Here is a 24,896-nt window from a genome sequence, read left to right as displayed (position 1 = left end):
TTACAGGAGAATCAATGACCCAAACCCCCTTTACCACTGAACTGCTTGCGGCGGGCGGCCCTGATTGGCTAACCAGCAAGCGCCGTGAAAGCCTAGACCTTTTCAATACGCTGGAAGTGCCGCATGAAGGCGTGGAAGCGTGGAAATACACGCAAGTCACTGTGGATTTCAATGAACTCCGGCCCCACGGCAAGCGCGAAGTTGTGGCCGATGTCGCCTCGTTGCCTGCCAGTGTGCAGGAGCGCCTCAACGGAACTGATGTAGGCGCGTTCCTTGTACTGGACGGCCCTGACGTGGTGTACCGCACCGAACTCCCTGCCGAACTGGTGGCCAAAGGCGTGATCTTCACTGACCTGAAAACTGCCGTGGAGCAGCACGCCGACAAGGTGCAGCAGTACCTCTACAGCGTAGTTCCTGCCGAGGTGCCCGACGACACTACCATCGCCGCCCCCGGCACCACGCCCAGCAAGTCGCCTGACCCCAGTGAAGGCAAATTTAGTGCGCTGGCGGCGGCCCTGTGGACGAACGGCGCGTTCGTGTACGTGCCGCGCGGTGTGGAAGTGGAATTGCCGCTGGGAAGCTTCCGCGTGATGAGCGAGGCCGGAACCTACACGGCGACCCGTACTCTGGTGGTGGCCGAAGCCAACAGCAGCGTCACCTTCATTGACGAGCAGGACAGTGAAGACCTGCCCGGCACCTACGCGATTGGCGCGGTGGAACTCGTGGTGGGCGACGGCGCACGCCTGCGCTACGTGTCCATTCAGAACTGGGGCAAGGGCGTGACCCACATTCAGCGGCAGCGCGGCGACGTGGGCAAAGACGCCACCCTGAACAGCCTCGTGGTGACGATGGGCGGGACGCTGAGCCGCACCGAGATGCAGAGCTACCTACGCGGCCAGGGCAGCGATTCCGAGATGCTGGCGCTGTACTTTGCCAACGAAGACCAGCACTTTGACCACTACACTTTGCAGCACCACGCCGCCGCCAACGCGCACAGCGATCTGCTGTACAAGGGCGTGGGCGATGACCAGAGCGTCGGCGTGTTCAGCGGCATGATCAAGGTAGACCTGCACGCCCAAAAAACCGACGCCTACCAGAAGCACCGCACCCTGATGCTGTCCAGCGACGCCCGCAATTACAGCGTGCCACAGCTGGAAATCAACGCCAACGATGTGCGCTGCTCTCACGGCAGCACCACCGGGCCAGTGGATCAGGAGCAGCTCTTCTTCCTGAAGTCTCGCGGGATTCGCGAGGAACAGGCCGAGAAGATGCTGGTCACGGCCTTCCTTGAGGACGTGCTGACCCGTGTGCCTCTGAAGAGCGTAGTGGGCTATATCGAGGGCATTATTGCCAAGAAAGTCGGCGCAGCTTAAGGTTAAAGCCACAACAAAAAGCGGCCCGCTCCTGAATTGGAGTTGGGCCGCTTTCTCGTGAAGTTCTATCAGCTGCTTGTGTTCCAGAATCTTTTTAGGAACCGGGCAGCATCCTCGCGTGTTCCAGATGCTCTGCGACCACAGGCTGGGTTTTGGCGGCGTAGGCAGCGGCCTGTGCGTCCTTAGCAACAGTGCGGTACGTTTGGATCAACTTCAGGGTCATGGCGTGGCCGTCCACCTGCACCTTCTTGTATTCAGCGTCGAAGGCGGCCCCGGACAGGGTGGTGAGTTTGTTGTATTGCAGGCGCTGATCTGCACCGGGCTTGTCGGCCAGCTTAATGCCTTTGGCCTGCGCGATGGCGTTCAGCTCGGCCTGAGCTTTGGTGTGTTCCACAATCATTTCCTGAGCAAAGGCCCGCACTTCGGCGTTGCTACTCTTTTGCAAGGCCAAGCGCGAGGTTTGAATCTCGGTGAGGTTGCTCATGGTCATGACTTCCATGAACAGCACATCGGTGTCGTTGGAGACTTGGGCGGTACTGACCGCCGCCACTGGGCTGTTTTGTGCGCCGCCTGCCAAGGAAGCGGGAACACAGAGAGCAAGACAAGTCGTCAGGGCCAACAGAGAACGCTTTTTCATAGGAAAACCTCCGAGAAGTGAACTCCCAGAGGGTTTCATGGCAGGGCGGGGCAAAGATGACAAGGACTTTCGCTGAGGCTTGAGCTGCCACTGAGCTGATGTTAAGTAGAACTGTTGCTGGTCTAAGAATGGGCCTGAGACTTATTGGGCGTCCTCAAATCTGGTCATCTTTGCTACAGTCTTGCCTCTGATTCTTAAACGACTTCGCCAACCGCCGCCGCAGGTTCCAGCTTCGGCTCTAGAGCGGGCGAGCTTCCCAGCCTGTTGATGCCGTCGAAGGCCGCTGTTTTGTAGCATTCGGCCAACGTGGGGTAGTTGAAGACCGTATTCACGAAGTAATCCACGGTTCCGCCAAAGGCCATGACCGCCTGACCGATGTGAATCAGTTCGCTTGCACCCGTACCGATGATATGAACGCCCAAGAGTTCGCGGGTTTCGAGGTGGAAGATCAGTTTCAACGTACCCTGCTCGTCACCAATGATTTGGCCGCGTGCGATTTCCCGGTATTGGGCCTTGCCAATTTCGTAAGGTACACCCGCCGCCGTCAGTTCTTCCTCGTTTTTGCCCACCGTACTGATTTCGGGAATGGTGTAGATGCCGTAGGGGAACAGTTCCGGCACGCTTTGGGTGGGAATGCCGAAGGCGTGGCAGGTGGCGAGGCGGCCCTGCTCCATGCTGACGCTGGCTAAGGACGGAAAGCCGATCACGTCGCCCACCGCGTAGATGTGATGCACCGCCGTCTGGTAGTGCGCGTTGACGGTAATTCTGCCCCGGTCATCGGCGCTGAGGCCCGCTGCCTCTAGGTTCAGTTTGGCGGTGGCCCCGACGCGCCCAATGGAATACAGCACCATGTCGCTCACGATCTCTTTGCCGCTGGCGAGCGTGACGCGCACGCGCTGGCCCAACTGGTCGGTGACTTGTTCCACCGTTTTTACGGCCTCCCCCAGCCGCAGGGTCATGCGGTTTTGGCGCATCTGGTAGGCCAGCACATCCGTAATTTCAAAATCCACGAATTCCAGCAGACGTGGGCGCTTGTCGATCAGGGTCACGCGCACGCCCAGCGCGGCGAACATGCTGGCGTACTCGCAGCCGATGACGCCGCCGCCGATGACGGTCACGGTACGCGGCAAGTTCTGCAAGTCCAGAATATCGTCGCTGATGATGATGCGCTTGCCGTCGAAGGGAATATTGCGGTCACGCGCCGCCTTGGTGCCCACCGCAATGACGATGGTGCGGGCCGTCACGTCGCGCCACGCATCGCCCTGACCGCGCACGTCGCGCAGCCGCACCGTGTTGGGGCCGATAAACGACGCCTCGGCATTGATGGTTTCCACGCGGTTGCGGTGCAATTGGTGGCGCACCACATCCAGTTCGTGCGCCATCACGCTGCTGGTTCGCAGGAGCAAATCCTGCACGGTAATGTCGTCTTTGACCGAATACGACGACCCGTACAGGCCGCGCTGGTTGTAGCCGCTGAGGTGCATGATGGCTTCTCGGAAGGTCTTGGACGGAATCGTTCCGGTGTTGACTTAAGTCCCTTAGGACTACTCCACTAGGGCTAGACCCTTACCCTTACGTATGGCCGATTTCATGGGCGAGAAGTCCACCGTTACCCTTATGTCTGTTCGTCTCTTATCCCTATCAGTTTGGGCAAAGGGAACAATTACCCACACGCCTAACTCTGCTAACGCTGGATTCACATAAGCCCAGTCTTCATCCTTAATGGCCTGTCTAATAGCTGCTATACGATTGTTTAAGCTATCAAGATTGTCATAGATACGGGAATCAAATAGGTCTGTTCTCATCTGTTCCCGTACCGTACTCACCTTAAAGGCGTGCATAGACTCAAATAGGTATTCTTGATTGTTATAAGTCACAGTTACCTGTCCACTCTCTAGGGTCTTAGCTGTAGGCCGTTCATAGTGTTCTGTGCTTAAGCCTAGGCGAGTCAGGATAAGGCGTGAACTACTCACACTCTCTGACACTTTCTTAATTGACTCTGTGACCTTAGATAAGGCTGTGTCTATCTCTGCTATCTGCTTAGCAAACTCTTTGATAATGCCTGAGAACTCAGGGTTACGGGCTAACTCTGTAATAGTTTGCATGATATTAGACTTATTCTCTTCATGCTTAAGGCGTGCTGCTTTAAGGCGTTCTAAGGCAGATAGGCGAGAGTTATAGTCTTCTAGCTGTTTCGTTAGTGCGGATTCAAAGGCTGTAATAAAACTATCTTCATCTGTCTTCTCAAAGAATGTTTCTAGGGCAGCAGTCATATAGCTAATCCTGACGTTATGGCAGCACTTAGGTTTATCTTTAATTGCGCCCAGTGTCTTTAGTCTCTTATAGGTTGAATATGAATCACAGCTAAACCCATATGAACGGGCATAATGCAGTCTAGCGGGAACCATACTAGCCCTAGCATTCATACCGCACTTACATTTAACAATCCCTGCTAAGGGAGTTATGTTAGTACTCCGCTTACGGGAATAGGCAGAAAGATAAGCCATTGTCTTAGATGCCGTCTCTATGTCTAAAATAGGGTCATATCTAAACTCCCTAGTATGCCCATTGAATGATTCTGTTACGGGCAGTCCAGCATAGGACATGGCATTACTCAGGATACTTTTTAGATTCCGCCTAAGTGTCTCTCTTTGCTGGATTAAATCGGGAAACTCTAGATTCATAGCCCTAACGGTTGCACCTTCAGACTGTGTGTCATTAAAGACCTGAAATAGGCGGCGTATTGCTGCGGCCTTAGCAGGATTAATAACAGCATGAGTCACCCTAATCTGTTTCCCGTTTACATTCCTAAGCACTTTCTTAGTATCGTATCCAGCAATAGGGCGTTTAATTACGCCGCCGTTCTGAAACTGATAGACCTTACCCGACATAGTACGTTCAATGATTGTGTTTCTCTCATATTCACTGACTGCTAACTCCCAGAAATTATCCTGAATGCAAGCATAAGCAGTCTCATATGAACGGCCTTTATGGGAAATACTGACTTTTACATTCTTGTCATACAGGAATCTAATTAACTCTTTTACTTCACCGTCTCTGCCCGTTCTGTCTATCTTGTAAAAGATAACGTCAGTGATTTCACCCGACTCTGCCACAGATTTAAGTTCTGTGATTCCTTTGCGGTTTTCCCAGTCCACAGCAGACTGTGAGTCATGAATCCAGTCCACAAAGATAAGTCCGTTCTCTTCTCCGTAAGCCTTACAAGCAGCTAGCTGGACGTGCTGAGACGTGTTCTCTGCCTGCTTGCCCAGTGTGCTGACCCGTGTGTAAACGTAATAGCGGCGCATGGGCGGATATTAGCAGGGTCAAAGGCGCATTAGGGCTACTAATTGGGACTGTGAATTATCCAGCATTACCGCCGTTGATAATGACGGTTATCGAAGGGTAGCCCATTACCAGTAAGGATTAAGGTTAGATAAGCCCTAGACCCTAGACAAACGGTGAATCACTAAATGGGCGTGCTGTACGGGTTTTTTCTGCTTAGCGGGAATGAGTGCATGATTTCAGGGTCTAATGTGTAATCTATGCACAATCCTAAAAGAATCATGATTCATAGGGTTTTTAATCGTAGGCAGACTGCTAGCGGGATATATCTGTTAGTTAATTATTCTGCTTATCTAACATTTCTAGCCCTAGTCCAGCTTAAAAGGCAAAAGACTAGAAATAATGGGATTAATAACGATTCTGTTAGTACTCAGGATTGTATGATGAATCACACTATCTATACTCTTATGTCTTCTCTTTTGCTATTCCTTTTGATTAGTCAGTGAGTCGGTTTTAGTCTTACTATTTCAAGGGAGTTTAGCAATTGTGAGTGCGGTTACATGTTCTGGGATTATGCTGTGACTGACAGAGAATAACGGGTGATAATTCTCTGTCATGACGTAACTAACCGATTACCTAAGGGTCTTCAATTCTTCCCTGAGTGCATCTCTTTCTGCTAGCAGTGCTTCACTCTCTATTCTGTTCTCTTCCGTTCTAGGTTCATAGGCTAAATGCATGAGTGTCTGAGTAATTCGGGTGCATCTTGTCTCTTTAATCTCTCTTTCTGTTGGCTTATAGGGTTCAATGATAAGTTTCTCCTGTACGATTCCTTTTGTTTGCTGTTCAAAGATTAGTCTACGGCGTCTTAGTTCTGCTTGATTATTCATAGTGTTTCTCCTGTGTATGTTTCTTTGCGGGATTTTTAGTGCTGTATTAATCTAAAGTTCTCTTATTTTCCTTGATTATCTCGCCATATTCATCAAACCAAAAGGTAATTCTCCAATATGGGTCTTCAAATATCATCTTGGTTATGAATGACATGCCGTTACTGCTGAAATTACTAGTTTCTTGTTCCACAAGCGGGATTTTGGGTAAGAGTGCTTGTGTGTGTGCTGGGAATGGTTTCATGGTTAGTTCTCCTGTGTTGGTAATTGTGAGTGCGCTTACATCTTATCCGTTCTTATCGTGTGGAACGCTAAGAACAGTCAAGATTATTGGTGTCATGCCGTAACTATCCAGAGTCCTATAGCATCCCATAAGCCTGAAGTGTCTTAGGTAGGAGAATCGTTAGGTCTAGGGCGTGCATTCTCTTCTCTAGTACGTTCTCTAGGGCTGGATTATCCCTAAAGGCTAGAGAGTCGGGAACGGGCCAAGGCAGAATATGAGATATGTCATGAATCTTCCCTACCTTGTGCCAAGTATTTCTAGGGATTAAAGCTAGTCCAGTTCTCTCACCATAGCTAGGTTTACGCATACGTTTAGTTAGGGCGGGATTTTCATAGAGATAACTCTTTAAGTCATCTGTTTTAGCTGAATAAAACCTACCATAGTAATTACTAAAGGTTATAAAATACTCTGATTTAGTCTTGAATAGTCCAGCATTACAGGTCTCTGACCAATTACTCAGAATTATATCTGAAGGGTTTTTAGAACTATCCCAGATAGGAATAGGGACATTAGGTAAGCTGCTAAAGTCTGACTTTATCTCTAGACTGGTTATCTTGTCTGTCTTGGTATTTAGACTAAGGATGTCAAAGTCAGGGAACGGGCCATTAATTATGTGTCCCATAATCAAAGGCATTCTATCCTGAGAGATTAAATAAGCCTGTATTACTCTCTCCGCATACATACCCTTAGCATTCTCTTTGTTGAATCGGGTTTTATTGAATTGTGTTTTTTCCATTGTGCTAATTTCCTTGATTTCAGGCCCATTTAGTGATAAACTGTTATCGTTAAACCAGTTAGGGAGTGTGTCTGAAATGAACTGCCATGTTTGTGAAGGTGCTTTATATTGTGTCTTTTTACCCGTCTTTCTGTGATTCTCTTTGTTTCTTTGATTCTGGACATACCATAGACCTATTTCATATAGGGCTAATTCAAAAGGGCAGAGTAAACGATTAGTCTTCATGTCTTTTTCTACTCTTTGTCCAGCGGGTTTAGACAGATAAGCCATCATATCTACTACGCCTTTACTTAGATTTTTGTACTTTAATCGCTTATAGCAGGATTTATCAGGCTTATAACCCTTAGGGAACAGCACAATGCCTTGATTGTGTAATTCTCCCTTACGTGTTCCAGCACTCTCTAACTTCATAAGTCTGGGAATACTCCCATGTTTAGCGGAGTCGTAAGCCTTAGCCTGCTTAATCGTATTGGGTGAATAAACGTTATCCTTATCAGTGTGCGGGATAAACTCACAGTATTTCCACGGGATTAAGTTATTAGACTCCGCTAGTTCGATGAATCTTCTCACAGCGGGTTTAATTCTTCTCTTTAAGTTAAGAGTTTCTCTTAGGTCTCTTCTCAGGGCGGTTTCTACTTCATGAACCTTTTCATACCTTTTGTACTTTGAATCGTGTAGGGCGTCAGGAAAGAATGTGCGCCCATTGACACTAGACACACCTAGAACAATTTGACCAACTTCATGTAATTCAACCTTCCCAGAAAGAATGTCTTTAGTTGACAGATTGTAAGTTTCTTTAATGGCCCTAGATATTGCGTCTAGGGTCATTTTCCATTACACTCCTAGGCTGCTTACGCCTTTAGGGATTTCAATAACGTATCTAAGCCTTTGCCCAGCACTTATAGATTTAGCGGGTAGTCTACCGTCTTTAATCATTCTGTTTACGGTCATACGACTCACGCCCATAATCTTTGCTATCTCTGTAGCACCAATCAATACTGTGTCATCATTAATAATCATTTCTTATCACCTTTCTCCTTAGTTGTTACTACAGTATCATAATTATGAGAAGTATAAAGTAAGCCAATATACATTCACACCATAAACTCATAAAAGGTTGTTATAGGTCTAGAGATTCAATCGGGTTAGGTTCCCTGTATTCCCTGTCTGATACTGCCTTTCTTTTCTATATTGTTAGCTGAATAAGGGTTAAGATTATGAGAGATAGAATCACCTGTTTCTCATGGGAATTACTCCATATGGACGGTATAGGCTTAAGGCGTGTGTAAGGGCTGTGAAGGCTAGGGACAGGTGTAAGCAGAGTCTCTGTCTAATCGTATAGCTGCTAAGCCTTTAAGGGCTGTTCTGTGCGGCTGGATAGGGTCAAAGAGTCTGGGATTTCTCCGCTGACAAGGGCAGTCTAGGGTTAGGGATTTAGATTAGTAGTGCTAATGCGCTTGAGTCTTGATGCAGACCCCGCCCACAACCGACTTGCGCTCCACGACGGCCACTTTTTTGCCCAGTTTGGCCGCCTGAATCGCTGCCCGCTGCCCACCGGGGCCGGAGCCGATGACGAGCAAGTCGTAGGTGAATTCTTGGGGCGTGCCCTGCACCGGGGTAGACGGGGAAACGGTCTGCATCATAGGGAAACCTCGCGCGGAGAAGGAACATACCGCTGGAACATGCAGCCCTCAGCCGACAAGCGCTGAGGTGACGTTGTGAAGAAGGTCATTGTGCCACGCCCAGATTTCGCATGTGAACAGGCGTCTACATGATCTGCGTTGCTGCGCCCGCTTCCCACGCCGTGATGCTCAGGTCATTCACGCCCATGCCCTGCACGGCGGCCACCGCTTGCCCCACACCCGGCAACGCCAGATGCGTCTGCATGTCGGTCATGCTTTCCCACTGTTCGGTAATGAAAAACTGCCCCGGCACTTCCAGATTCTCGGACACCAGATACAGCAAGCAACCCGGTTCGGTGCGCGTGTGGGCGGCCAATCCCTGCAACATCTGGCGGCCTGTGTCGTGGTGGGCGGCGGGGAAGGTCAATCGGGCATGCGAAAGAATCATCTGGGGCCTCCGGGAAGTTGGATTGCGGTTTTGGACTGTTGGTGCTGTGTGTACCTTGCCGGATTTGTAGGGGAAGGCGGCGCAAGCTCTATCACACTTGCCCAGAACTGGCCTGCTCTGAACCGGCCTACTGTGAATCGGTACAGCTGAATCGGCACAACAAAACCGGAACACCCACGTGGGGCATTCCGGCTGAGCTTGAGAAGTTGAGGTGGCTTAGGCTTACGCCTCGCTGCCCTCTTCCGTGGCTTCGGCGGCGGCTTCGGCCTTGACTTCCTCGAGGCTCGCGTCGCCTTCCAGCACGGCAGCGGCGGCTTCTTCGGACAGTTCGCCCGCAGCGACCATGCCCGCGACCTGCACGGCCTGCGTTTCGGCGGCCAGTTCGTCGGCGCTCATGCGGGGAGCCAACAGGCTGATGACGACGGTGTCTTCATCGACGGCCAGCTTCACGCCTTCGGGGAGTTTCAGCTGTCCGGCGGTGATGTGGTCACCGATGTTGAGCTTGCTCACGTCCACCGAGATTTCTTGGGGAATGCGGCGCGGGCCGGGGGCGATGATGGCGAGGTTGTGAACGACGATGTCCACGAGGCCGCCCATGACTTCGCCTTGACTCTTGCCCTTGGTGTGCACGGGCACGCTGACGGCCACAGGCTCGCCGTAGGTGACCATGTAAAAGTCGACGTGGATGGGCACGCGGCGGCGCTTGTCCATCTGCACGGCTTTCACGAGGGCGGGAAAGGCTTCGCTGCCTTCGACGGTGATGTCGAAGATGCCCGTCGTGCCCTGCTTGCGGAAGGCGCGGTCAAAGGCCTTCAGGTCGAGGGTAAAGGAGACGTTCGCGCCTTTGTGGTAGGCGACTGCGGGGATCAAGCCTTCGGCCAGTTTTGACTGAGGAATGCGGGGTTGGGCGTTTAGTTCCATGCTGGGTGACTCTCCTTGGGGGTGTCTCTCGTCTGGCCGCCTCGCTCTCTTCCGTACCCTAGCTTCACAGCGGGGGCGCGGGGGCGGGCGTCAAGCAACCGTGACAGTGTAGCAAAACTGGGGGATGGGGGGAAGGGCCAGCCGGAGACCAAAAAAGAACACTCTGGCCGGGAATGCGGGATCGCGCTGCTCGGAAAGCTTAGGCCTCTGCTAGAATCGTTCCTGTTGCCGCGAGGCCCCCCGCAGTGCTGCCCTTATCGGGCGGTGGCGTGCCCCAACACTGGGCACCTACAACACTGGGCACGGAGGCGGCCCCGGCCCGCACAAGGAGAACCAACATGATCAGCGTAACGGAACTGAGAAACGGCACCAAAGTGGAAATGGACGGCGGCCTGTGGGAATGCCTCGACTACTCTCACCTGAAAATGGGACGCGGCGGCGCGAAAGTGGTGACCAAGTTCCGCAACATGGAAACGGGCAGCATCGTAGACCGCACCTTCAACAGCGGTGAAAAGTTGCAGGACATCTTCGTAGAGGGCAAGAAGATGCAGTACCTCTACCGCGACGGCGACGACTTCATGTTCATGGACATGGACACCTACGACCAAGTGAGCCTGCCCCCCACGCTCGTGGGCGACGCCGCCAAGTTCATGAAGGAAAACACCGACGTGGAAGTGCAGGTGTACGGCGACAAGGCCCTGAAGATCACGCTGCCCAACATGGTGGTGCTGAAAATCACGCAGACCGACCCCGGCGTGCGCGGCGACACCGTCTCGGGCGGCACCAAGCCTGCCACGCTGGAAACGGGCGCAGTGGTGCAGGTGCCCCTGTTCGTGGAGCAGGAAACCAGCGTCAAGGTAGACACCCGCACGGGCGAATACCTCAGCCGCGCCTAACGTTCGATTCATCCGCCTAACTGAATTCGCCTAAAATTGCCGCCCTGCACGACGTGGGGCGGCTTTTTTAGACTGGCGTGTTGACCGGGCAACCCCAGCGGCGTTTGTCGTTAGACTCAGTGCAGACAACCCACTGTTTGCCTCACCTCTGCTGTCCTCTCACCGTTTGCGCGGCATGATGAGCGGCGACGTTTCATTTTCAGTATCTCTTTTGAGCAGCACTGTCAGTACCACATCCACACAGTTTCACAGGAGGGGCCATGAACCCAGAAGACCTCAAACGAATCCTTGACGCCCTGAGCGCCGCCGATGTCCGTGAATTCAGCCTGAAGACCGGCAGCTTCGCGCTTGACCTGAAACGCGGCCCGCAGGCGATGGGCGGCCCAGCCTTTGCCCCCAGCGCCAGCGCACCCAGCGGCCCCGCCGCGCCCCAGCCGCCAGCGTTTGCGCCTGCACCCGCCGCCAGCGCGCCCAGTGGGCCTTCAGCACCCGCAGACGTGGCCCCCACCCCTGCGGCGACTCCAGCCGCGCCAGAAGCGCCCACCGCCCCTGCAAAGGCCGTCAGCGCCGGAACGCCCGTCAAGGCCCCCATCGTGGGCACGTTCTATGCGTCCAGCAGCCCTGACGCCGCGCCGTTCGTCAAAATTGGCGACAGCGTCAGCGCGGGGCAGGTGCTGTGCATCATCGAAGCCATGAAGCTGATGAACGAAATCGAGGCCGAAACGGGCGGTGTGGTGCGCGAAATTCTGGTCAAGAACGCCGATCCGGTGGAATACGGCCAAACGCTGTTCATTATCGAATAACCCAGAGATCGTGCAGGGTGGAGCGTGGATCGTGGGAAACAGCGGTCTTTCGACGATCCACGCTCCACGATCTGATCTTCTCGGAGGCACAATGTTCAAAAAAATCCTGATTGCCAACCGGGGCGAAATTGCCCTGCGCGTGATTCGCACGGCCCGCGAAATGGGCATCAAAACTGTGGTGGTGTACTCCACCGCCGATGAAAAAAGCCTGCCCGTGCTGCTGGCCGATGAAAGCGTGTGCGTGGGGCCGCCTGCCAGTAACGCCTCCTATCTGAATATTCCCAACATCTTGTCGGCGGCCATGATGACGGGCGCGGAAGGCATTCACCCCGGTTACGGCTTTATGGCCGAAAACCCCGATTTTGCCGAGATGTGCCGCGATCACGGCATCGTGTTCATCGGCCCCACGCCGGAGAGTATGCGGGCGTTGGGCAGCAAGGCGGGCGGGCGCGAAATCGCCGCGAGCAGCAACGTGCCTGTGGTGCCCGGAACAGGCGTGCTGGAAGACGTGGACGCCGCGCTGCTGGCGGCCAAACAAGTGGGCTATCCGGTGCTGCTGAAGGCCAGCGCAGGCGGCGGCGGACGCGGCCAAAAAGTCGTTCGCACGCAGGAAGAACTCAAGTCGGCCTTCAATCAGGCGCAGGAAGAGGCGCGGCTGTATTTTGGCGATCCCGCCATCATCATGGAAAAGTTTTTGGAAGAATTCCGGCACGTGGAAGTGCAGGTCATGGGCGACGGCAACGGCCACGTGATCCACATCGGCGAGCGCGACTGCTCTATTCAGCGGCGCAACCAAAAGCTGATCGAGGAAGCGCCCAGCACCTTGCCCGCCACCCTGCGGCAAGAAATATTGGATGCAGCAGTCAGGCTGGCCCAGCACGTGAACTACGCTGGAGCGGGCACGCTGGAATTCATCGTTGACCGCGACGGCAACTACTACTTCATGGAGATGAACACCCGGATTCAGGTGGAACATTGCGTGTCCGAGATGATTTCCGGGCTGGACTTCGTGAAGATGCAGCTTCAGATCGCGGCGGGCGAAGGCCTCCCGCTGAAGCAAGAAGACGTCATTTTGCACGGCCATTCCATCGAATGCCGCCTGAACGCCGAAGACCCTGACAAAGATTTCCGCCCTGCGGCGGGCAAAATAGACGACGTGCATTTTGCAGGCGGCCCCGGGGTGCGCGTGGACAGCCACGTGTACACGGGCTACGTGATTCCGCCGCACTACGATTCCCTGATCGGCAAACTGATCGTGCACCACGATACCCGCGAGCAGGCCATTGCCCGCATGAAACGTGCGCTGGAAGAAACCGTGATTCAGGGGCCGAAAACCACTATTCCGCTGTACATCAAGATCATGGACAACCCGTTTTACAAACGCGGCGCAGTCATGACCAACTTCCTAAAAACTCGCATGGAGATGTAAAGCGAACGGCACAACAGAAGAACTGGCCTCACGTGTAGGCCAGTTCTTCTTTGTTGTGGTCAGTTTCTTCGGCTTTCGCCTTACATCTTGCGGTCTTCAGCAATCTTGCCGAGGATAAAGAAGGTGGGTGCCCAGTGACCGACGAACAAGCCGTCGCGCTCTTTGGTGGCTTCTTCCTGACCGTCTTCGGACTTGCCCTTGAGATAGTTGGCGGCGGAAAGAGCAATGGAGGCGAAACCGAGGATGTACAGAAGGTTGGAAATTTTCATGAGGGCACCTGCTTTTGGAGTGGAGGGGTTTGGAACGATAGGCGGAGCGGGGAAACAAGCCGCTGCTGGCGCTAGAGCTTGGATCGGCCCTGCCTGCAAACGAACACGGCCCAACTTTGGCCCGGCTGGGCACCGTCAAACGTGAGGCGGCACAGCATGTAAAGACTGCGTGCAGATTGGGTCAGAAAAGATTAAACACGGCAGGAAGGGACGCTCAGGGCATTGACCTTATTCGCCGCGCAGACACGCCTGCCGTTCGGCGTGTGGCTTGGCCGCGCAAGCTTTGGCCCCGGCGATGAAGGCGGGAAGATCGCCGCCCACACGGGCCAGAAGGCGCTGAAAATCGGGCACCAACGCGCTATAGGCGGCCACCGCCCCCAGCGAGGCATTGTTGACGCCGCGTGCAAACCAGCCGTCGTACCCGCTGTAGCCACCCCAACTGGCTTTCAGGGCAGTGTATTGGGCCTGCAAGCCGTCCAGCACGGTCTGTTTGCCTGCCCGCATCTGCTGGGGCGAGAGCGGTTGGGCGTAGAGGCGCTCCAGTTCAGCGCGGGTTCGCAGCAACAGTTCCTCGAACCCCGCCGCCCGTTCCTGTGCCAGACGGTCTTGCTCGCGCAGTTCGGGCGTGCCGTAAGCTGCCAGCCAACGCCGCATCCCCTCTTCTTCTATGGCTACGGCGTAGGATTCGTTAAAAATGGTGTCGCCTGCCACGTACAGACTGGGGTGCGCCAACTCGTGAATGACCGTGCGGATCAGGCTGGCATCGGGGACGCTGAGCATGCTGGACAGCACCGGATCGCGCAGGTAGCCCAGCGTGCTGTAAGCGCTCACGCCGCCCACCGTCACGTCTTCGCCCGCTGCCCGCCGCGAGGCTGCGTAGACCCGCGCATCGGCTTCTGCAAAGTAGCCCCGGTAGCCCACACAGCCCGCGATGGGAAAGCAGGAGGTGTACAGGGCTATGCCCAGTTCGGGCGCACGAAACACGTTCCAGACCACCGCAGGCCGTCCCAGTTCCACATAGGTCTGATAGGAGCCGTGATCAGGCAACTTCAATTCTGTAACAGCAAAAGCCCGCACCCGGCCCACCAATTCCAGCTTGCGGCGGGTTTCGGCGGGGGTCTGCGGATCGGCCAGCACCGCCGCCACCGGACGCGCCCGCCGCACCAAATCCAGTTGCCCGCCCGCCGCCTGAGCCAGGTAGCGCACATCGGCGCAGCCTGCAAGGAGGGCCGCAAGGCCAGCAAAAGCCGCCAGCACCAGCCAGCGGGGGCGAACAAAAGAACGGGCCATGACGGCCAGTGTAGGCGTCGTGACCCGTGGGGAGGTTGGGTGCTGTGTTGTGGAACGGTGTAGAGAAAAGCGTCTAAGGGTCTAAGAAGGGCAATCGCTGGCGCTCGGCCTTGAGACCCATAGCCTATTTATCGAACTTGCCGTACCCCGCCGCACTCCGGCGCTGCGCCCCACGCGCATAGTCCATCTGCATCTCTACGGTTTCGTGTTTGCCGTCCGTGAAGGTGCTGGAGTGAATCCAGTAGTTCAGCTTGTCTTCGCCCAACTGCACCCAGAATTTGTGCTCGTCTTCAGGGTCACGCCAGAACACCACATGCTCGAACCCGTTCTTTTGCGCCCAAGCATTCACGTCCGCCAGAACACGGATTGCCTTGGGGTGAGGCATCTGAAAATCGCTGCCGTCGGACTCGTTGCGGAACTTGATGTCGGCCATATGACCTCTAGCCTAAGCGATCCCCAGTGAACTGAGGGCATAAATTGACTAAGCGTCTGCTAAGTATCAGCCTAAGCCGTTGCCCTTGACAGGTCAGAAAGCGGCGCTGAGTGGGCCTTGTTCGTCAGGTGGTGCGTGATAGACAGGGGGCGTGAAATGGGCACAGGGCGCTATGCTGCTGGCCGATGACGCCGGAACTGCCTCAAGCCACCCTGAAAGTCGCCACCCTGAACGTGAACGGCCTGAGGAGTGCGCTCCGAAAGGGGCTGGCCGACTGGGTAGAACGCACGGCCCCCGACGTGTTGCTGCTTCAGGAGGTACGGGCCGACCCGATGCCCGACGCGCTTTCCGGCTACCAGAGCGTGTGGTTTCCCGCCCAGAAGCCGGGTTACAGCGGCGTATCTATCCTCTCTCGCTTCCCCCTGACCGACGTGCGCGTGGGGCTGATGCACGGCGCTCTGGATGCCGAGGGGCGGGTGCTGAGCGCGGTTGTTCAGGGCGTGCGTTTTGCCAGTGTGTACCTGCCCAGTGGCAGCCGGGGCGAGCGCCAGATCTTCAAGGATGAGGCCCTAGTGGTGTTTCAGGGCTGGACAGAAGCGCTGCTGGCAGAAGGCACGCCGCTGGTCATTGGGGGCGACTACAACGTGGCCCACCAAGAACTCGACCTGAAAAACTGGCGCAGCAACCAGAAAAACAGCGGCTTCCTGCCCCACGAGCGGGCGTGGATGACGGCGCACTTGGCAGGCGGCCTGACGGATACCCACCGCGCCAGCTTGGGCGAGTTGCCCGCCTACACGTGGTGGAGCAACCGTTCCGGGGCGTTCGACAATGATGTGGGCTGGCGCATCGATTACTTGCTGGCCGCTGGAATAGCGGTGCAGAGCGTGCAGGCAGATCGGTTCGCCCGCCTCAGCGATCACGCGCCGATTGTGGGCACAGTGGTGTTGAGTGAGGGCAGTGGTGTTGAATGAGGGCAGTAGTGTCGAGTGAGCCGAATGCCTGAGCCGGAGGCAAATGGAACCGTCCAGCACCTCTTTCCTGCTGCATACACCCCACTCCCTGCACCCTCCCCGCCGTCCCCCATTCTTTAAGCGTCGGCATAAGCTGGGGGTCAGGAGCGTGGGCAGGAGCATGTGTTAAACTGGAGGTGCTTCCGGGTGGTATGAGGAAAGCGCCCCCGCAAGACCAGCAGGCCCGCAGCGGTTTCTTGGTCAAACGGATGCAGGGCGGCCCCCCGTGACAAGCGATCATCTATCCCCGTGGGCGGCCAGTGCTGACCGGGGCGTGCGCGGCAAACAGGGCCAGTAGGCCGGGGCCGCGTGCCCCACACAAAATGAGAACCCACGGGCAGCAAGCTAGACCCCAGGTGCGGAATGCCTAAAGTAAACAAGGGGGGTGCGGCGCAGAACGCAAGCAGCGTCAGCGCCGACTCCGAACAGACAACGAAGCCCGGCACGGCGCAGGCCGCAAAGGGACAGCAAGGCAAGCGGCAGCGCACGGCGACTACGCCCGCGCAGGCCGCGCCACAACCGATGGCGGATGCCGTCAATTCTGATCAGAACAGGAAGCCCAGCACGAAACCGAGCAAGAAGCCCAGCAAGGCCAAGGTTGCGCCTGAAGCAGAGCCGCTGTTGACGGTGCCCGCCGAAACGCAACCCACCGAAACTGCGCCAGCACGCGCCAAACAGGGCCGCAAGGTTCCAGCCAAAGCGGCGGCGCAAGCTGAAGCAGATGTGCCGGAGCCTCAGGCCGAAGCCCCCGCAACGGTGGAGCAGCCCAAAGCCGCCGCACCCAAGCGGGGCCGCAAGGGAGTCGTGGAGGCCGCGCCCGCCGAAGCTGCCGCCTCTCCTCTGCCGGAAGCAGAAGCTGTAGAAGCCGCCCGCGTTGAACCCGAGGTGGCAGAAGTGGCAGTGGCCGAACCGGAAGCGCCCCAGCCCGCTGCAAAAGCCAAGCGTGGGGGCCGCAAGACCAGTGCGCCTGCCGTGGAAGTGGCCGAAACAGAGACAGCCGAAGCAGACGTTGTAGAAGAAGCTCCGGTGGACATCGCGCCTGTAGAGGTCAGTTCCGCCCCTGCCAAGCGCCCGCGCAAGGCTAAAGCCGACGCGCCCGCACTGGTGCTGACGAGCGGCATGGCAGACAGCAACACGGTAGAAACGGCGGTGCTGGAACTGGCCGAAGCCGTGACTCCAACAGCCACCGACGACGCCGCACCCCCTGTGGCCGCCGAACCAGTCCTGTTGGAAGTCCCCATCAAGCCCCGCAAAGGCCGCAAAGCCAAAACGGTAGTGGCGGATGCCCCCACTGAAGAAGTCCCTCTGACCGAGGTGCTGAGCGGTGTGGAAGCTGTGCCAGTAGAGGCGCAGGCAGAAGCTCAAGCAGTGTTGGACGCCCCCATTGCCAAACCCAGCCGTGCAAAGGGCAAGGGCCGGGGCAAGCAGGCCGAAGCCGAGCCTGTGGCTGAAGAACAGCCCGCGTCTGTGGAGCCGGAAGAAGCCGCGCCAGCCGAAGCGCAGGCCAACGCTTCCGACAAGCCGGACGCTGACGACGGCGAAGACAACCAGAATCCCGCCCGTGACATCGTGATCGCCCAGCTTCGGAAGTTGGGACGGCCTGTGCATGTGCGCGATCTGGAACGCACCTTCACGCGCCAGACCATTTCGCGGATTGGCGACTGGCGCACTCTGGAAGCCCTGCTGGACACCCTGACGGAAGCGGGCGAAGTGGTGCGGACTCGCCGCCATACCTACGGCCTGCCCGAAGCGATGAGCCTCGTGCGGGGGCGCTTTCAGGCGTCGGCAGCGGGCTTCGGCTTCGTGGTGCCCGACAGCGGCGGCGAAGACTACTACGTGGCCGAGGGGAACACGATGGAAGCTTGGAACGGCGACATCGTGCTGGTGCGGATGGAAGGACGCGGCGACACTGGGAATGGGGGCAACGGCTACGGCAACAGCGGGAGCAAGGGCGGCCCTCGCCGGGGCCAACGCGGAGACGGCAGCCCCCGTGCCAGCGTGGTTCGCATCGTGCAGCGGGCCTACAAACAGCTCGTGGGCACGCTGGAATTCCATCACGGTCACCCCATCCTCAAGCCTGACGACCACCGCGCCCGGCACCGGATTCTGGTGTTCCCGGAGGGCATAGAAGGACTGGAGCAGGGCGCACGGGTGGTCACGGAACTTTACTGGCCCGAACACACCGGAGAGGATGAAGTCTTCGGCCAGATCAAGCGCGTGCTGGGCAATGAGGACGATCCCGAAACCGAAACGGAAGCCGTGATCGTGAAATTCGGTCTGCGCGGAGAGTTTGCGCCGGAAGCCGAGGAGCAGGCCAACGCCATTCCCGCCGAGATTCCGGCAGAAGCGCTGGCAGGACGCCTCGATCTGCGGAGTTACAACATCTTTACGGTAGATGGCCGCGACGCCAAGGACTTCGACGACGCGATTCATATTCAGCCGACGCCGGAGGGAACGTTTGTGGTGGGCATTCACATTGCCGACGTGAGCCACTATGTGCCCGAAGGCACGCCGCTGGACGAGGAAGCCTACGCCCGCGCCACCAGCGTGTATTTGCCGGGGCGGGTGCTGCCCATGCTGCCCGAACACCTCAGCAACGGCGTGTGCAGCCTCGTGCCGTACCAAGACCGCCTGACCATGACGGCCCTCGTGGAACTCTCGGCAGAGGGCGACATCCTGAAGGTGCAGCTTGCGCCCAGCGTCATCAACTCTAAGGCCCGCCTGACGTATGACGAGGTGCAGGCGTACAGCGAAGCCACCGCTACGCTGCCCGAAGCCGCTCGCCAACTGGAAGGCGACCTGCACTTGCTGCTCAAAATTACGACCAAGCTGCGCCAACGCCGCCTGCGCGAAGGTTCGCTGGATTTCAAGATGCGGGAAGTGAAGGTGGACGTGGGGCCAGATGGCCGCATGGAACTGACGCCGATCCGCGAAGAAACCGCACGCGGCATGATCGAAGATTTGATGCTGCTGGCGAACAAAGTCGTGGCTCATTATCTGCTGGAGCGCGAGATTCCGACCCTGTTCCGTATTCACGAAGAACCCACCCTGCAACGCTTTCAGGATGTGACGGCGGCGATTGGACGCTTGGGCTTCTCGTTCCCCGGCGGCGAACCCACCCCGCAGGCGTATCAGGCGGTGCTGAAGCAGGTACGCGGTACGCCCCGTGAAAGCGTGGTGAATACGCTGCTGCTGCGCTCTATGCAACAGGCCAAATACGCCGGAGAAAATCTGGGTCACTTCGGGCTGGCGTTCGAGGAATACCTGCACTTCACCTCTCCGATTCGCCGCTACCCCGACCTGATGGTTCACCGGGCGCTACGGGGCGTCCTGAGCGGTGAGCTGAAGGCCGGAAGCCGCGCTGTGGGGCAGTTGCAGGCCAAGCTGCCCGACATGGGCACGCACACCAGTGCCCGCGAACGCACCGCCAGCGAAGCCGAACGCGACCTGACCAAGTACTATCAGGCGAAGTGGGCGCAGGAACATCTGGGCCAAACCTTTGCCGGAAACGTGTCGGGCGTAGTCGCCAGCGGCCTGTTCATCGCGCTGGAAAACGGCGTGGAAGGCAAACTGCACATCAGCAACTTGGATGACGACTATTACGTGTTTATCGAAGATGCTGGGATGCTGCGCGGACGCAGCCGGGGCCGCAGCTACCGCCTCGGAGACGCCGTGAACGTCACCATCAGCACGGTCAATCCGCTGGCCCGTCAGACCGACTTCACCTTGCAGAGCAGCCTAGACACTCAGGAGAACGACATGGATTCCGAACATAAACCCCGCGCCCGCCGCCGCGATGACCGCGAGCAGGAACGCCGCGAGAAGTTGCAGAGCGTGCCCACCAGTGCGCCGCGCAAGTTCACGCTGGATGACCCGGCTCCCGTCACTCCAGCTTCTGCTGCCTCTCCTGCCCGTCCCAGTGGCCGGGGACGGTACGAGCGCGGCGAGAGAAGTACGCCGGAACGGGGGGGCGAGGGCGCGACTTTTGGCGGCCAGCCCATGAACGGCGCACGTGGAAACAGCCGCCCCGCCGCTCCTTCAGGCAACGTGGGCGGCGGACGGCCCCGGCGCGTGATTACGCTGGAGCGCCCCCGCAACGAACACCTGCGCCCCGTGAACATCACCGTGCAGCGCATGTATTTCGGCGACTGGACGCTGGATCACATGCCGCCCGAAGAAACTCAGGGTGGGCGCAGCAGCGGAGGCCGCAGCTTTGAGCGCGGCGGCGGCAGCGAGCGGGCTTCCTCTGAACGCGGCGGGCGCGGCTATACGCGCGGCGGCAATGATCGGGGAGCCGTGCAGCGCGTGAATGGCCGTCAACAAAGCACTCCACGCCCGCAGCAAGCCGCTGCACCCCAAGCTCAGGCCGCCGCACCCGCGCAGGCCGCATCGGTACAAAGCGCACAGGCTCAGGCGGCCCAAGCCGACGATGCCAAACGCCGCCGCCGTCGCCGGGGCCGCCGGGGTGGGAACGGGGGGCCAGCGTCAGGGTAAGGAATAGGAAAAGATGACAACCGCCGGGGAAGCTTGGCGGTTGTTTTCTGCTTATTTTTTCTGCTGCCAAGAAGTGTGGAAGACAGAGTTGTCCTTCCCAGACCCTTAGTCTGCCCTACCTCAGCTTTCGTAACTCCGGGCCACACTCGTCAGCACGCTGCGGTATTCATTGGGCGTAATCAGGCCCATCGCCATCGCGTGACTGGCGGCATTCAGACTGTCGGAGGCCAGCACCAGATCCACACCGTCTTTGCGAACTTCGGCCCGCAGTTTGCCGACGCCCTCATCGCGGCCCGCGTCCGTTACGTCGCGGATATACACGGCCAGAATGCGTCCGGGGTGCTTGCGAACCACTTCGGCATAGATTTCAGGGTCTTTTTCGCCGCTGTCGCCAACCAACACAAAGTTCAGATCGGGGAAACGGGCCAGAATGCGCTCTATGACGCCGTGTTTGTAGCCGCCGTGTCCGCCCAGCAGATCAAAGCCCCAATTGCGGAGGAACATCGGCCCCAGCGGAATACGGCGGTAATCCAGAAATTGCCACAGCAGATCGAAGAAATTCCACGGGCTGCTGGACACGTAAAAGATGGGATTGCGGGTTTCGCCGTCTCGGGTGAGTGCGCGGTACAGCGCCCCCACGCCCGGAAACGGCAGGCGGCTGCGGGCATTTCCGGTCAGGCTGGTCATTAGCATGCGAGGCAGGCTGGTCACGTCCGACTGAATTACGGTGTCATCCAAGTCACTGATGATGCCGAAGCGGGCGTCGGCCACCACCTGCACGCGGGCGCGGGTGGTTCCTTCGCGGCCCTCTATGCTGAGGCTCGCCTCGTGCCAGCCGCCCGGCAGCGGCGTCGGCGGCGCGAACACCAGAGTAAAATAGCCGTCGTGATCGCTGACACCACTCACAGAAAAGCCGTTCAGGACGCCTGAAACCTTGACGCCGCCCACCTCGCGCGAAAACAGGCGGCGCAGAATGTTGCGGAAGTTGCGCCAGCGGGCGTCGCCCTTTTTGGCCGGAGCCAGCGTGCGGGGCAGCAGCACCCGGCCCGTGAGTTCCGCTTGCTGCGGCGTGCCCCAGCCCACGTAGGGTTGCAAGATCATTTTTCCGCGTGCCCGGCGGGGTTGCACGTAACCGCTGAAAGCGTGGTCTAGGGCCACCACCGCCCGCTCCAGCACCGGAAGCAGCACCTTGAAGGCCGTTTTGAAGGGGCTGACCCTAGGCAGCGCGGGTGCAGCAGAGGCATTCGGGGAGGAACTGGAAGCCGGATTCACGCAAACAGTCTAGGGGCCAGAGTGCGCCAGTGGTCAGCGGTGAGGTTGAGATTTTGTGAACGTGCCCGACTGGTCAACTCCGCCCCGAGGCCCCAGAAGGCGTGACCCATCGCTGAAAATCCCTCTGACCTGTAGACGCCTTTCCCCTGCACGAGTACCCCTATCGCCGCCCGATCATTAGCCGCACCGCCAAGTCGCCCACCGGCGGAAACAGCGTGTTCAGCAGCACCAGCACGGCGTAAAACCGGGGGACGATCACTTCTGCACGCGGGCGCTCCAGCACGTCGGCCACGGCGCGGGCCACCACTTCCGGCCCCGGCATGGGCAGGCGGGCCGAGGCCGTCATTTCACTCCGGACGAAACCGGGGGCGATCAGGCTGACCGTGACGCCTGTGCCCAGCAGTTCCCGCCGCAGCGCCAGAGAAAACCCGCGCAGACCGTACTTGCTGGCAGAGTACACCCCGTTGCTGGCCACCCGCCCCGCCACCGAACCGATGTTGACGATGTGGCCTGCACCGCGCCGCCGCATGTCGGGCAGGGCCAGCCGCGTCAGTTCTATGGGCGCTTCCAGATTCACGCGCAGCACGCGCAACGGGTCGGCGTCGTCCCACCACCAGCCCTGCTCCACAGCCACACCAGCATTGTTGACCAGAACGTCTACCCTGCCAAAATGTGCGGCAGCGGCGGCCAGCAGCGCCCGGCGCGAGGCGTCGTCGGTCACGTCGGTGGGCACAGCGATCACGCGCCCACCTGTGGGATCAAGTTGGCGGGCCAGCAGGCCCAGTTCGTCGGCGCGGCGGGCGGCCAAGACCAATCGGTACCCCCGCGCCGCCAGTTCTACGGCGGTGGCCCGCCCGATCCCGCTGGAAGCGCCCGTCAGTACCACGACTTTGCCCGTGCTGGCCTGCCCTGCAGTTGCTGTCATGGGGGCATGCTACAGGCACACGGCACGGCTGCACCCGGAAGGTAGGCAATGCACAAACGCTGTCTCAGACGAGCATCAGGCGGGCGGGGCAGACTGGCGGGATGAAGAATCGTTTTGGAGGCCGGTTCCGCGCTGCCCTCCTCGGTGGCCTCCTGCTGGGAGCGGGCCTTGTGCCTGCCGCCCAGTCCATCAAGGCCATTCCTGCCTTGCCGCCCCGCAGCACGCTGCCCCCGCCCATTCCTCCCACGCCCCTTCCTCCCACGCCTAGGCCGCCCAGCACCTTGCCTGAATTGCCACCTGTTTCCCCCACACCCATCCCATTTCCGGAATTGTCGCCCACCAAACCAGCAACGCCCACGCGCCCCACTCTGCCCACTCCCACCATTCCCACCCCCCAGTCCGGCCTTCCCCGCCCCACCGATCCGCTGTATTCGCGGCAAGGCAACTTGCAGACCATCGGTCTAGAGGGCGCGTGGGCGCTCCTTCCGGCTGTCCTCTCCCCCGTCACGGTGGCAGTGCTGGACACCGGATACATCGCCTCACCGGAACTGGCGGGCCGGGTCGTGGGCGGATACGATTTCGTGTCGGACGCGGCGCGGGCAGGCGACGGCAACGGGCGCGACGCCGACGCCGCCGGAGCCGGGGCGCTGGCCTACCATGCCGAGGTGGTGGGCAACATCATCGGCGCGGCCCACGATGGGCGCGGCATGGCGGGCATCGCGCCGCGTGTGCGGGTGGTGCAGGTGCGTGTGGCGGGCGTGGACGGCCTGATAGACCCCCAAGATCTGGCCGACAGTCTGCGCTGGGCGGCGGGCCTGACCGTAGCGGGTGTGCCCACCAATCCCAATCCCGCCCGGATTCTGAACCTGAGCCTGTACGCCGATTTTATTCCCCTGACCCGCTGCGACGCCCGCGTGCAGGCCGCCGTGGACGCCGTGACCGCACGCGGCACACTCGTGATTGCCGGGGCCGCCAACGACGGCAAAGATGCGGCTGGGTATTCTCCGGCGGGCTGCCGCAACGTGCTGACCGTGACCAGCGTGACTGGTGCGGGCGTGCGGCCCGGTTACGCCAACTGGGGCCGCGCCGTGGCATTGGCCGCGCCGGGCGGAGAAGTCGGGCGCGGCTTGGTGGTCAGCAGCCTGAGCGGCGTGGGGAGCAACGGAGGGAGCGGCGTGCGCGAACTCAATGGCACCAGTTTTGCCGCCCCACACGCGGCGGGCGTGGCGGCCTTACTCCTGAGCGTGCGGCCCAAGCTCTCGCCCGCGCAACTGCGGAGCCTCCTGACGCGCACCGCCACCCCCTTTCCCGGTGGACAGTGCGACCCTGACCCCGCCCGAACCTGCGGCACGGGTACGCTGAATGCCGAAGCTGCACTGCGGGCGGCGCTGGCTTCTTCACTGGGAAAGTAGTGGAGCGAAATGATTCTTCTCCATAAATAACGCCAATCTGACCAACCATTCAGACCTTCTCACCCGGTTTTTGTGCGTCTCATACGGGCTTGGCGCATTCTACATACAGACGCCGCACACCCACTTGCTCCGGGGGCGTCTTGAGAATCTGACCATGTGCCCGGAACGCGCATGGACGACCAAGTCGAGGCCGGGAGATGAACGCCCCGGCTTCATTTTTGTTTGGCTCGGTTCGAATGGGACGTGTCGCCCACCATTTTTGCCTAAGATAGAGTCATGAGGATTTTTTCGTGAATGCCCCGGCGTGGCGGGTGTGGCTGGTGGTGGCGCTGGTCTGCGGCTGGGGCATCCTCAGCATCCGTTTCGTGCAGCGCCAAGAATGGCCGATGGCGGGCCTGTGCCTGCTGCTGTTGATTACCAATGCCGTGACCCTCTGGCGGCTGACCAAACACGGCAAGTAGATGGATTGAGTCG

21 protein-coding genes and 1 pseudogene are annotated in these 24,896 nt (G+C 58.4%); 8 read left to right on the top strand and 14 right to left on the bottom strand.

Annotated elements, in window-relative coordinates; translation table 11 throughout:
* The first annotated feature begins 14 nt into the window (after positions 1 to 14).
* Positions 15 to 1,373, top strand: a complete 1,359-nt coding sequence (sufD, locus tag SU48_RS02955; RefSeq protein ID WP_064013955.1) for a Fe-S cluster assembly protein SufD — start codon at positions 15 to 17, stop codon at positions 1,371 to 1,373.
* Positions 1,374 to 1,467: 94 nt separating this feature from the next.
* Here the strand turns inward: sufD and SU48_RS02950 are convergent, their stop codons facing one another.
* The 9 genes and pseudogenes from SU48_RS02950 to SU48_RS02925 form a co-directional block, all read right to left on the bottom strand.
* Complete coding sequence (locus tag SU48_RS02950) at positions 1,468 to 2,010, bottom strand: DUF4142 domain-containing protein (protein ID WP_064013954.1); 543 nt, start codon at positions 2,008 to 2,010, stop codon at positions 1,468 to 1,470.
* A 194-nt stretch (positions 2,011 to 2,204) separates the two neighbouring features.
* Positions 2,205 to 3,527, bottom strand: a pseudogene (gene sthA, locus SU48_RS14090) (Si-specific NAD(P)(+) transhydrogenase); the annotation flags it as partial.
* A 27-nt stretch (positions 3,528 to 3,554) separates the two neighbouring features.
* Positions 3,555 to 5,318 (bottom strand): recombinase family protein, encoded by a 1,764-nt coding sequence (locus tag SU48_RS14270; RefSeq protein ID WP_197474677.1) that lies wholly within the window; start codon positions 5,316 to 5,318, stop codon positions 3,555 to 3,557.
* 910 nt (positions 5,319 to 6,228) lie between these two features.
* Positions 6,229 to 6,423 (bottom strand): hypothetical protein, encoded by a 195-nt coding sequence (locus SU48_RS14080; RefSeq protein WP_157451061.1) that lies wholly within the window; start codon positions 6,421 to 6,423, stop codon positions 6,229 to 6,231.
* Between the two features lie 115 nt (positions 6,424 to 6,538).
* Complete coding sequence (locus tag SU48_RS14075; RefSeq protein WP_157451060.1) at positions 6,539 to 8,026, bottom strand: hypothetical protein; 1,488 nt, start codon at positions 8,024 to 8,026, stop codon at positions 6,539 to 6,541.
* A 6-nt stretch (positions 8,027 to 8,032) separates the two neighbouring features.
* Positions 8,033 to 8,149 (bottom strand): hypothetical protein, encoded by a 117-nt coding sequence (locus tag SU48_RS14460; protein ID WP_407919268.1) that lies wholly within the window; start codon positions 8,147 to 8,149, stop codon positions 8,033 to 8,035.
* Positions 8,150 to 8,646: 497 nt separating this feature from the next.
* Complete coding sequence (locus tag SU48_RS02935; protein WP_064013951.1) at positions 8,647 to 8,841, bottom strand: FAD-dependent oxidoreductase; 195 nt, start codon at positions 8,839 to 8,841, stop codon at positions 8,647 to 8,649.
* Between the two features lie 124 nt (positions 8,842 to 8,965).
* Positions 8,966 to 9,268 (bottom strand): putative quinol monooxygenase, encoded by a 303-nt coding sequence (locus SU48_RS02930; protein ID WP_064013950.1) that lies wholly within the window; start codon positions 9,266 to 9,268, stop codon positions 8,966 to 8,968.
* 222 nt (positions 9,269 to 9,490) lie between these two features.
* Positions 9,491 to 10,189 carry a 50S ribosomal protein L25/general stress protein Ctc gene (locus SU48_RS02925; protein ID WP_064013949.1) on the bottom strand — a complete coding sequence of 233 codons (699 nt, stop codon included), beginning with the start codon at positions 10,187 to 10,189 and terminating at the stop codon, positions 9,491 to 9,493.
* A 338-nt stretch (positions 10,190 to 10,527) separates the two neighbouring features.
* On the opposite strand from SU48_RS02925, the gene efp reads away from it, so the two are divergent.
* The 3 genes from efp to accC all read left to right on the top strand — a co-directional run bounded on the left by efp (position 10,528) and on the right by accC (position 13,317).
* Positions 10,528 to 11,085 carry an elongation factor P gene (efp, locus tag SU48_RS02920; protein ID WP_064013948.1) on the top strand — a complete coding sequence of 186 codons (558 nt, stop codon included), beginning with the start codon at positions 10,528 to 10,530 and terminating at the stop codon, positions 11,083 to 11,085.
* Positions 11,086 to 11,345: 260 nt separating this feature from the next.
* Positions 11,346 to 11,888, top strand: coding sequence for an acetyl-CoA carboxylase biotin carboxyl carrier protein (accB, locus tag SU48_RS02915; RefSeq protein WP_064013947.1), 543 nt, complete (start codon positions 11,346 to 11,348; stop codon positions 11,886 to 11,888).
* A gap of 91 nt (positions 11,889 to 11,979) precedes the next feature.
* Complete coding sequence (accC, locus tag SU48_RS02910) at positions 11,980 to 13,317, top strand: acetyl-CoA carboxylase biotin carboxylase subunit (RefSeq protein WP_064013946.1); 1,338 nt, start codon at positions 11,980 to 11,982, stop codon at positions 13,315 to 13,317.
* An 80-nt stretch (positions 13,318 to 13,397) separates the two neighbouring features.
* Here accC and SU48_RS02905 read toward each other — a convergent pair whose 3' ends face one another.
* From SU48_RS02905 to SU48_RS02895, 3 genes are all read right to left on the bottom strand, one after another.
* Complete coding sequence (locus SU48_RS02905; protein ID WP_064013945.1) at positions 13,398 to 13,586, bottom strand: hypothetical protein; 189 nt, start codon at positions 13,584 to 13,586, stop codon at positions 13,398 to 13,400.
* Positions 13,587 to 13,814: 228 nt separating this feature from the next.
* Positions 13,815 to 14,876, bottom strand: a complete 1,062-nt coding sequence (locus SU48_RS02900; protein ID WP_064013944.1) for an aminopeptidase — start codon at positions 14,874 to 14,876, stop codon at positions 13,815 to 13,817.
* A 124-nt stretch (positions 14,877 to 15,000) separates the two neighbouring features.
* A complete protein-coding gene (locus SU48_RS02895) occupies positions 15,001 to 15,309 on the bottom strand; it encodes a hypothetical protein (RefSeq protein ID WP_064013943.1) in 309 nt (102 codons plus the stop codon).
* A gap of 185 nt (positions 15,310 to 15,494) precedes the next feature.
* Between SU48_RS02895 and SU48_RS02890 the strand changes: the two genes are divergently transcribed.
* Together SU48_RS02890 and rnr are read left to right on the top strand one after the other, a co-directional pair.
* A complete protein-coding gene (locus SU48_RS02890; protein WP_064013942.1) occupies positions 15,495 to 16,280 on the top strand; it encodes an exodeoxyribonuclease III in 786 nt (261 codons plus the stop codon).
* A 402-nt stretch (positions 16,281 to 16,682) separates the two neighbouring features.
* A complete protein-coding gene (gene rnr, locus SU48_RS02885; protein WP_064013941.1) occupies positions 16,683 to 20,813 on the top strand; it encodes a ribonuclease R in 4,131 nt (1,376 codons plus the stop codon).
* Between the two features lie 120 nt (positions 20,814 to 20,933).
* On the opposite strand, the gene SU48_RS02880 is transcribed toward rnr, so the two are convergent.
* The gene (locus SU48_RS02880; RefSeq protein WP_064015802.1) at positions 20,934 to 22,037 is read right to left on the bottom strand and encodes an App1 family protein; all 1,104 of its coding nucleotides are present in this window, start codon (positions 22,035 to 22,037) and stop codon (positions 20,934 to 20,936) included.
* Between the two features lie 208 nt (positions 22,038 to 22,245).
* Positions 22,246 to 23,010 carry an SDR family NAD(P)-dependent oxidoreductase gene (locus SU48_RS02875; protein ID WP_064013940.1) on the bottom strand — a complete coding sequence of 255 codons (765 nt, stop codon included), beginning with the start codon at positions 23,008 to 23,010 and terminating at the stop codon, positions 22,246 to 22,248.
* Positions 23,011 to 23,111: 101 nt separating this feature from the next.
* Between SU48_RS02875 and SU48_RS02870 the strand changes: the two genes are divergently transcribed.
* Positions 23,112 to 24,422: a S8 family serine peptidase gene (locus tag SU48_RS02870; RefSeq protein WP_082869636.1), complete on the top strand. Its 1,311-nt coding sequence runs from the start codon at positions 23,112 to 23,114 to the stop codon at positions 24,420 to 24,422.
* 290 nt (positions 24,423 to 24,712) lie between these two features.
* A complete protein-coding gene (locus tag SU48_RS14265) occupies positions 24,713 to 24,883 on the top strand; it encodes a hypothetical protein (RefSeq protein WP_197474676.1) in 171 nt (56 codons plus the stop codon).
* The last annotated feature ends 13 nt before the right edge of the window (positions 24,884 to 24,896 follow it).

Source organism: Deinococcus puniceus (genome assembly GCF_001644565.1).
Taxonomy (GTDB): domain Bacteria; phylum Deinococcota; class Deinococci; order Deinococcales; family Deinococcaceae; genus Deinococcus; species Deinococcus puniceus.
The sequence above is the reverse complement of the archived record's forward strand: the minus strand, read 5'-3'. Positions and strand labels throughout refer to the sequence as shown.

What these genes read in the sequence shown, in the direction of transcription:
- SU48_RS14270 (WP_197474677.1), bottom strand. Translation starts at nt 5,318, where the DNA reads ATGCGCCGCTATTACGTTTACACACGGGTCAGCACACTGGGCAAGCAG.
- SU48_RS02895 (WP_064013943.1), bottom strand. Translation starts at nt 15,309, where the DNA reads ATGGCCGACATCAAGTTCCGCAACGAGTCCGACGGCAGCGATTTTCAG.
- SU48_RS14075 (WP_157451060.1), bottom strand. Translation starts at nt 8,026, where the DNA reads ATGACCCTAGACGCAATATCTAGGGCCATTAAAGAAACTTACAATCTG.
- sufD (WP_064013955.1), top strand. Translation starts at nt 15, where the DNA reads ATGACCCAAACCCCCTTTACCACTGAACTGCTTGCGGCGGGCGGCCCT.
- rnr (WP_064013941.1), top strand. Translation starts at nt 16,683, where the DNA reads ATGCCTAAAGTAAACAAGGGGGGTGCGGCGCAGAACGCAAGCAGCGTC.
- SU48_RS02900 (WP_064013944.1), bottom strand. Translation starts at nt 14,876, where the DNA reads ATGGCCCGTTCTTTTGTTCGCCCCCGCTGGCTGGTGCTGGCGGCTTTT.
- SU48_RS02925 (WP_064013949.1), bottom strand. Translation starts at nt 10,189, where the DNA reads ATGGAACTAAACGCCCAACCCCGCATTCCTCAGTCAAAACTGGCCGAA.
- SU48_RS02930 (WP_064013950.1), bottom strand. Translation starts at nt 9,268, where the DNA reads ATGATTCTTTCGCATGCCCGATTGACCTTCCCCGCCGCCCACCACGAC.
- SU48_RS02905 (WP_064013945.1), bottom strand. Translation starts at nt 13,586, where the DNA reads ATGAAAATTTCCAACCTTCTGTACATCCTCGGTTTCGCCTCCATTGCT.
- accC (WP_064013946.1), top strand. Translation starts at nt 11,980, where the DNA reads ATGTTCAAAAAAATCCTGATTGCCAACCGGGGCGAAATTGCCCTGCGC.
- SU48_RS02950 (WP_064013954.1), bottom strand. Translation starts at nt 2,010, where the DNA reads ATGAAAAAGCGTTCTCTGTTGGCCCTGACGACTTGTCTTGCTCTCTGT.
- SU48_RS02935 (WP_064013951.1), bottom strand. Translation starts at nt 8,841, where the DNA reads ATGATGCAGACCGTTTCCCCGTCTACCCCGGTGCAGGGCACGCCCCAA.
- SU48_RS02875 (WP_064013940.1), bottom strand. Translation starts at nt 23,010, where the DNA reads ATGACAGCAACTGCAGGGCAGGCCAGCACGGGCAAAGTCGTGGTACTG.
- SU48_RS02890 (WP_064013942.1), top strand. Translation starts at nt 15,495, where the DNA reads ATGACGCCGGAACTGCCTCAAGCCACCCTGAAAGTCGCCACCCTGAAC.
- accB (WP_064013947.1), top strand. Translation starts at nt 11,346, where the DNA reads ATGAACCCAGAAGACCTCAAACGAATCCTTGACGCCCTGAGCGCCGCC.
- SU48_RS02870 (WP_082869636.1), top strand. Translation starts at nt 23,112, where the DNA reads ATGAAGAATCGTTTTGGAGGCCGGTTCCGCGCTGCCCTCCTCGGTGGC.
- SU48_RS14460 (WP_407919268.1), bottom strand. Translation starts at nt 8,149, where the DNA reads ATGACCGTAAACAGAATGATTAAAGACGGTAGACTACCCGCTAAATCT.
- efp (WP_064013948.1), top strand. Translation starts at nt 10,528, where the DNA reads ATGATCAGCGTAACGGAACTGAGAAACGGCACCAAAGTGGAAATGGAC.
- SU48_RS14080 (WP_157451061.1), bottom strand. Translation starts at nt 6,423, where the DNA reads ATGAAACCATTCCCAGCACACACACAAGCACTCTTACCCAAAATCCCG.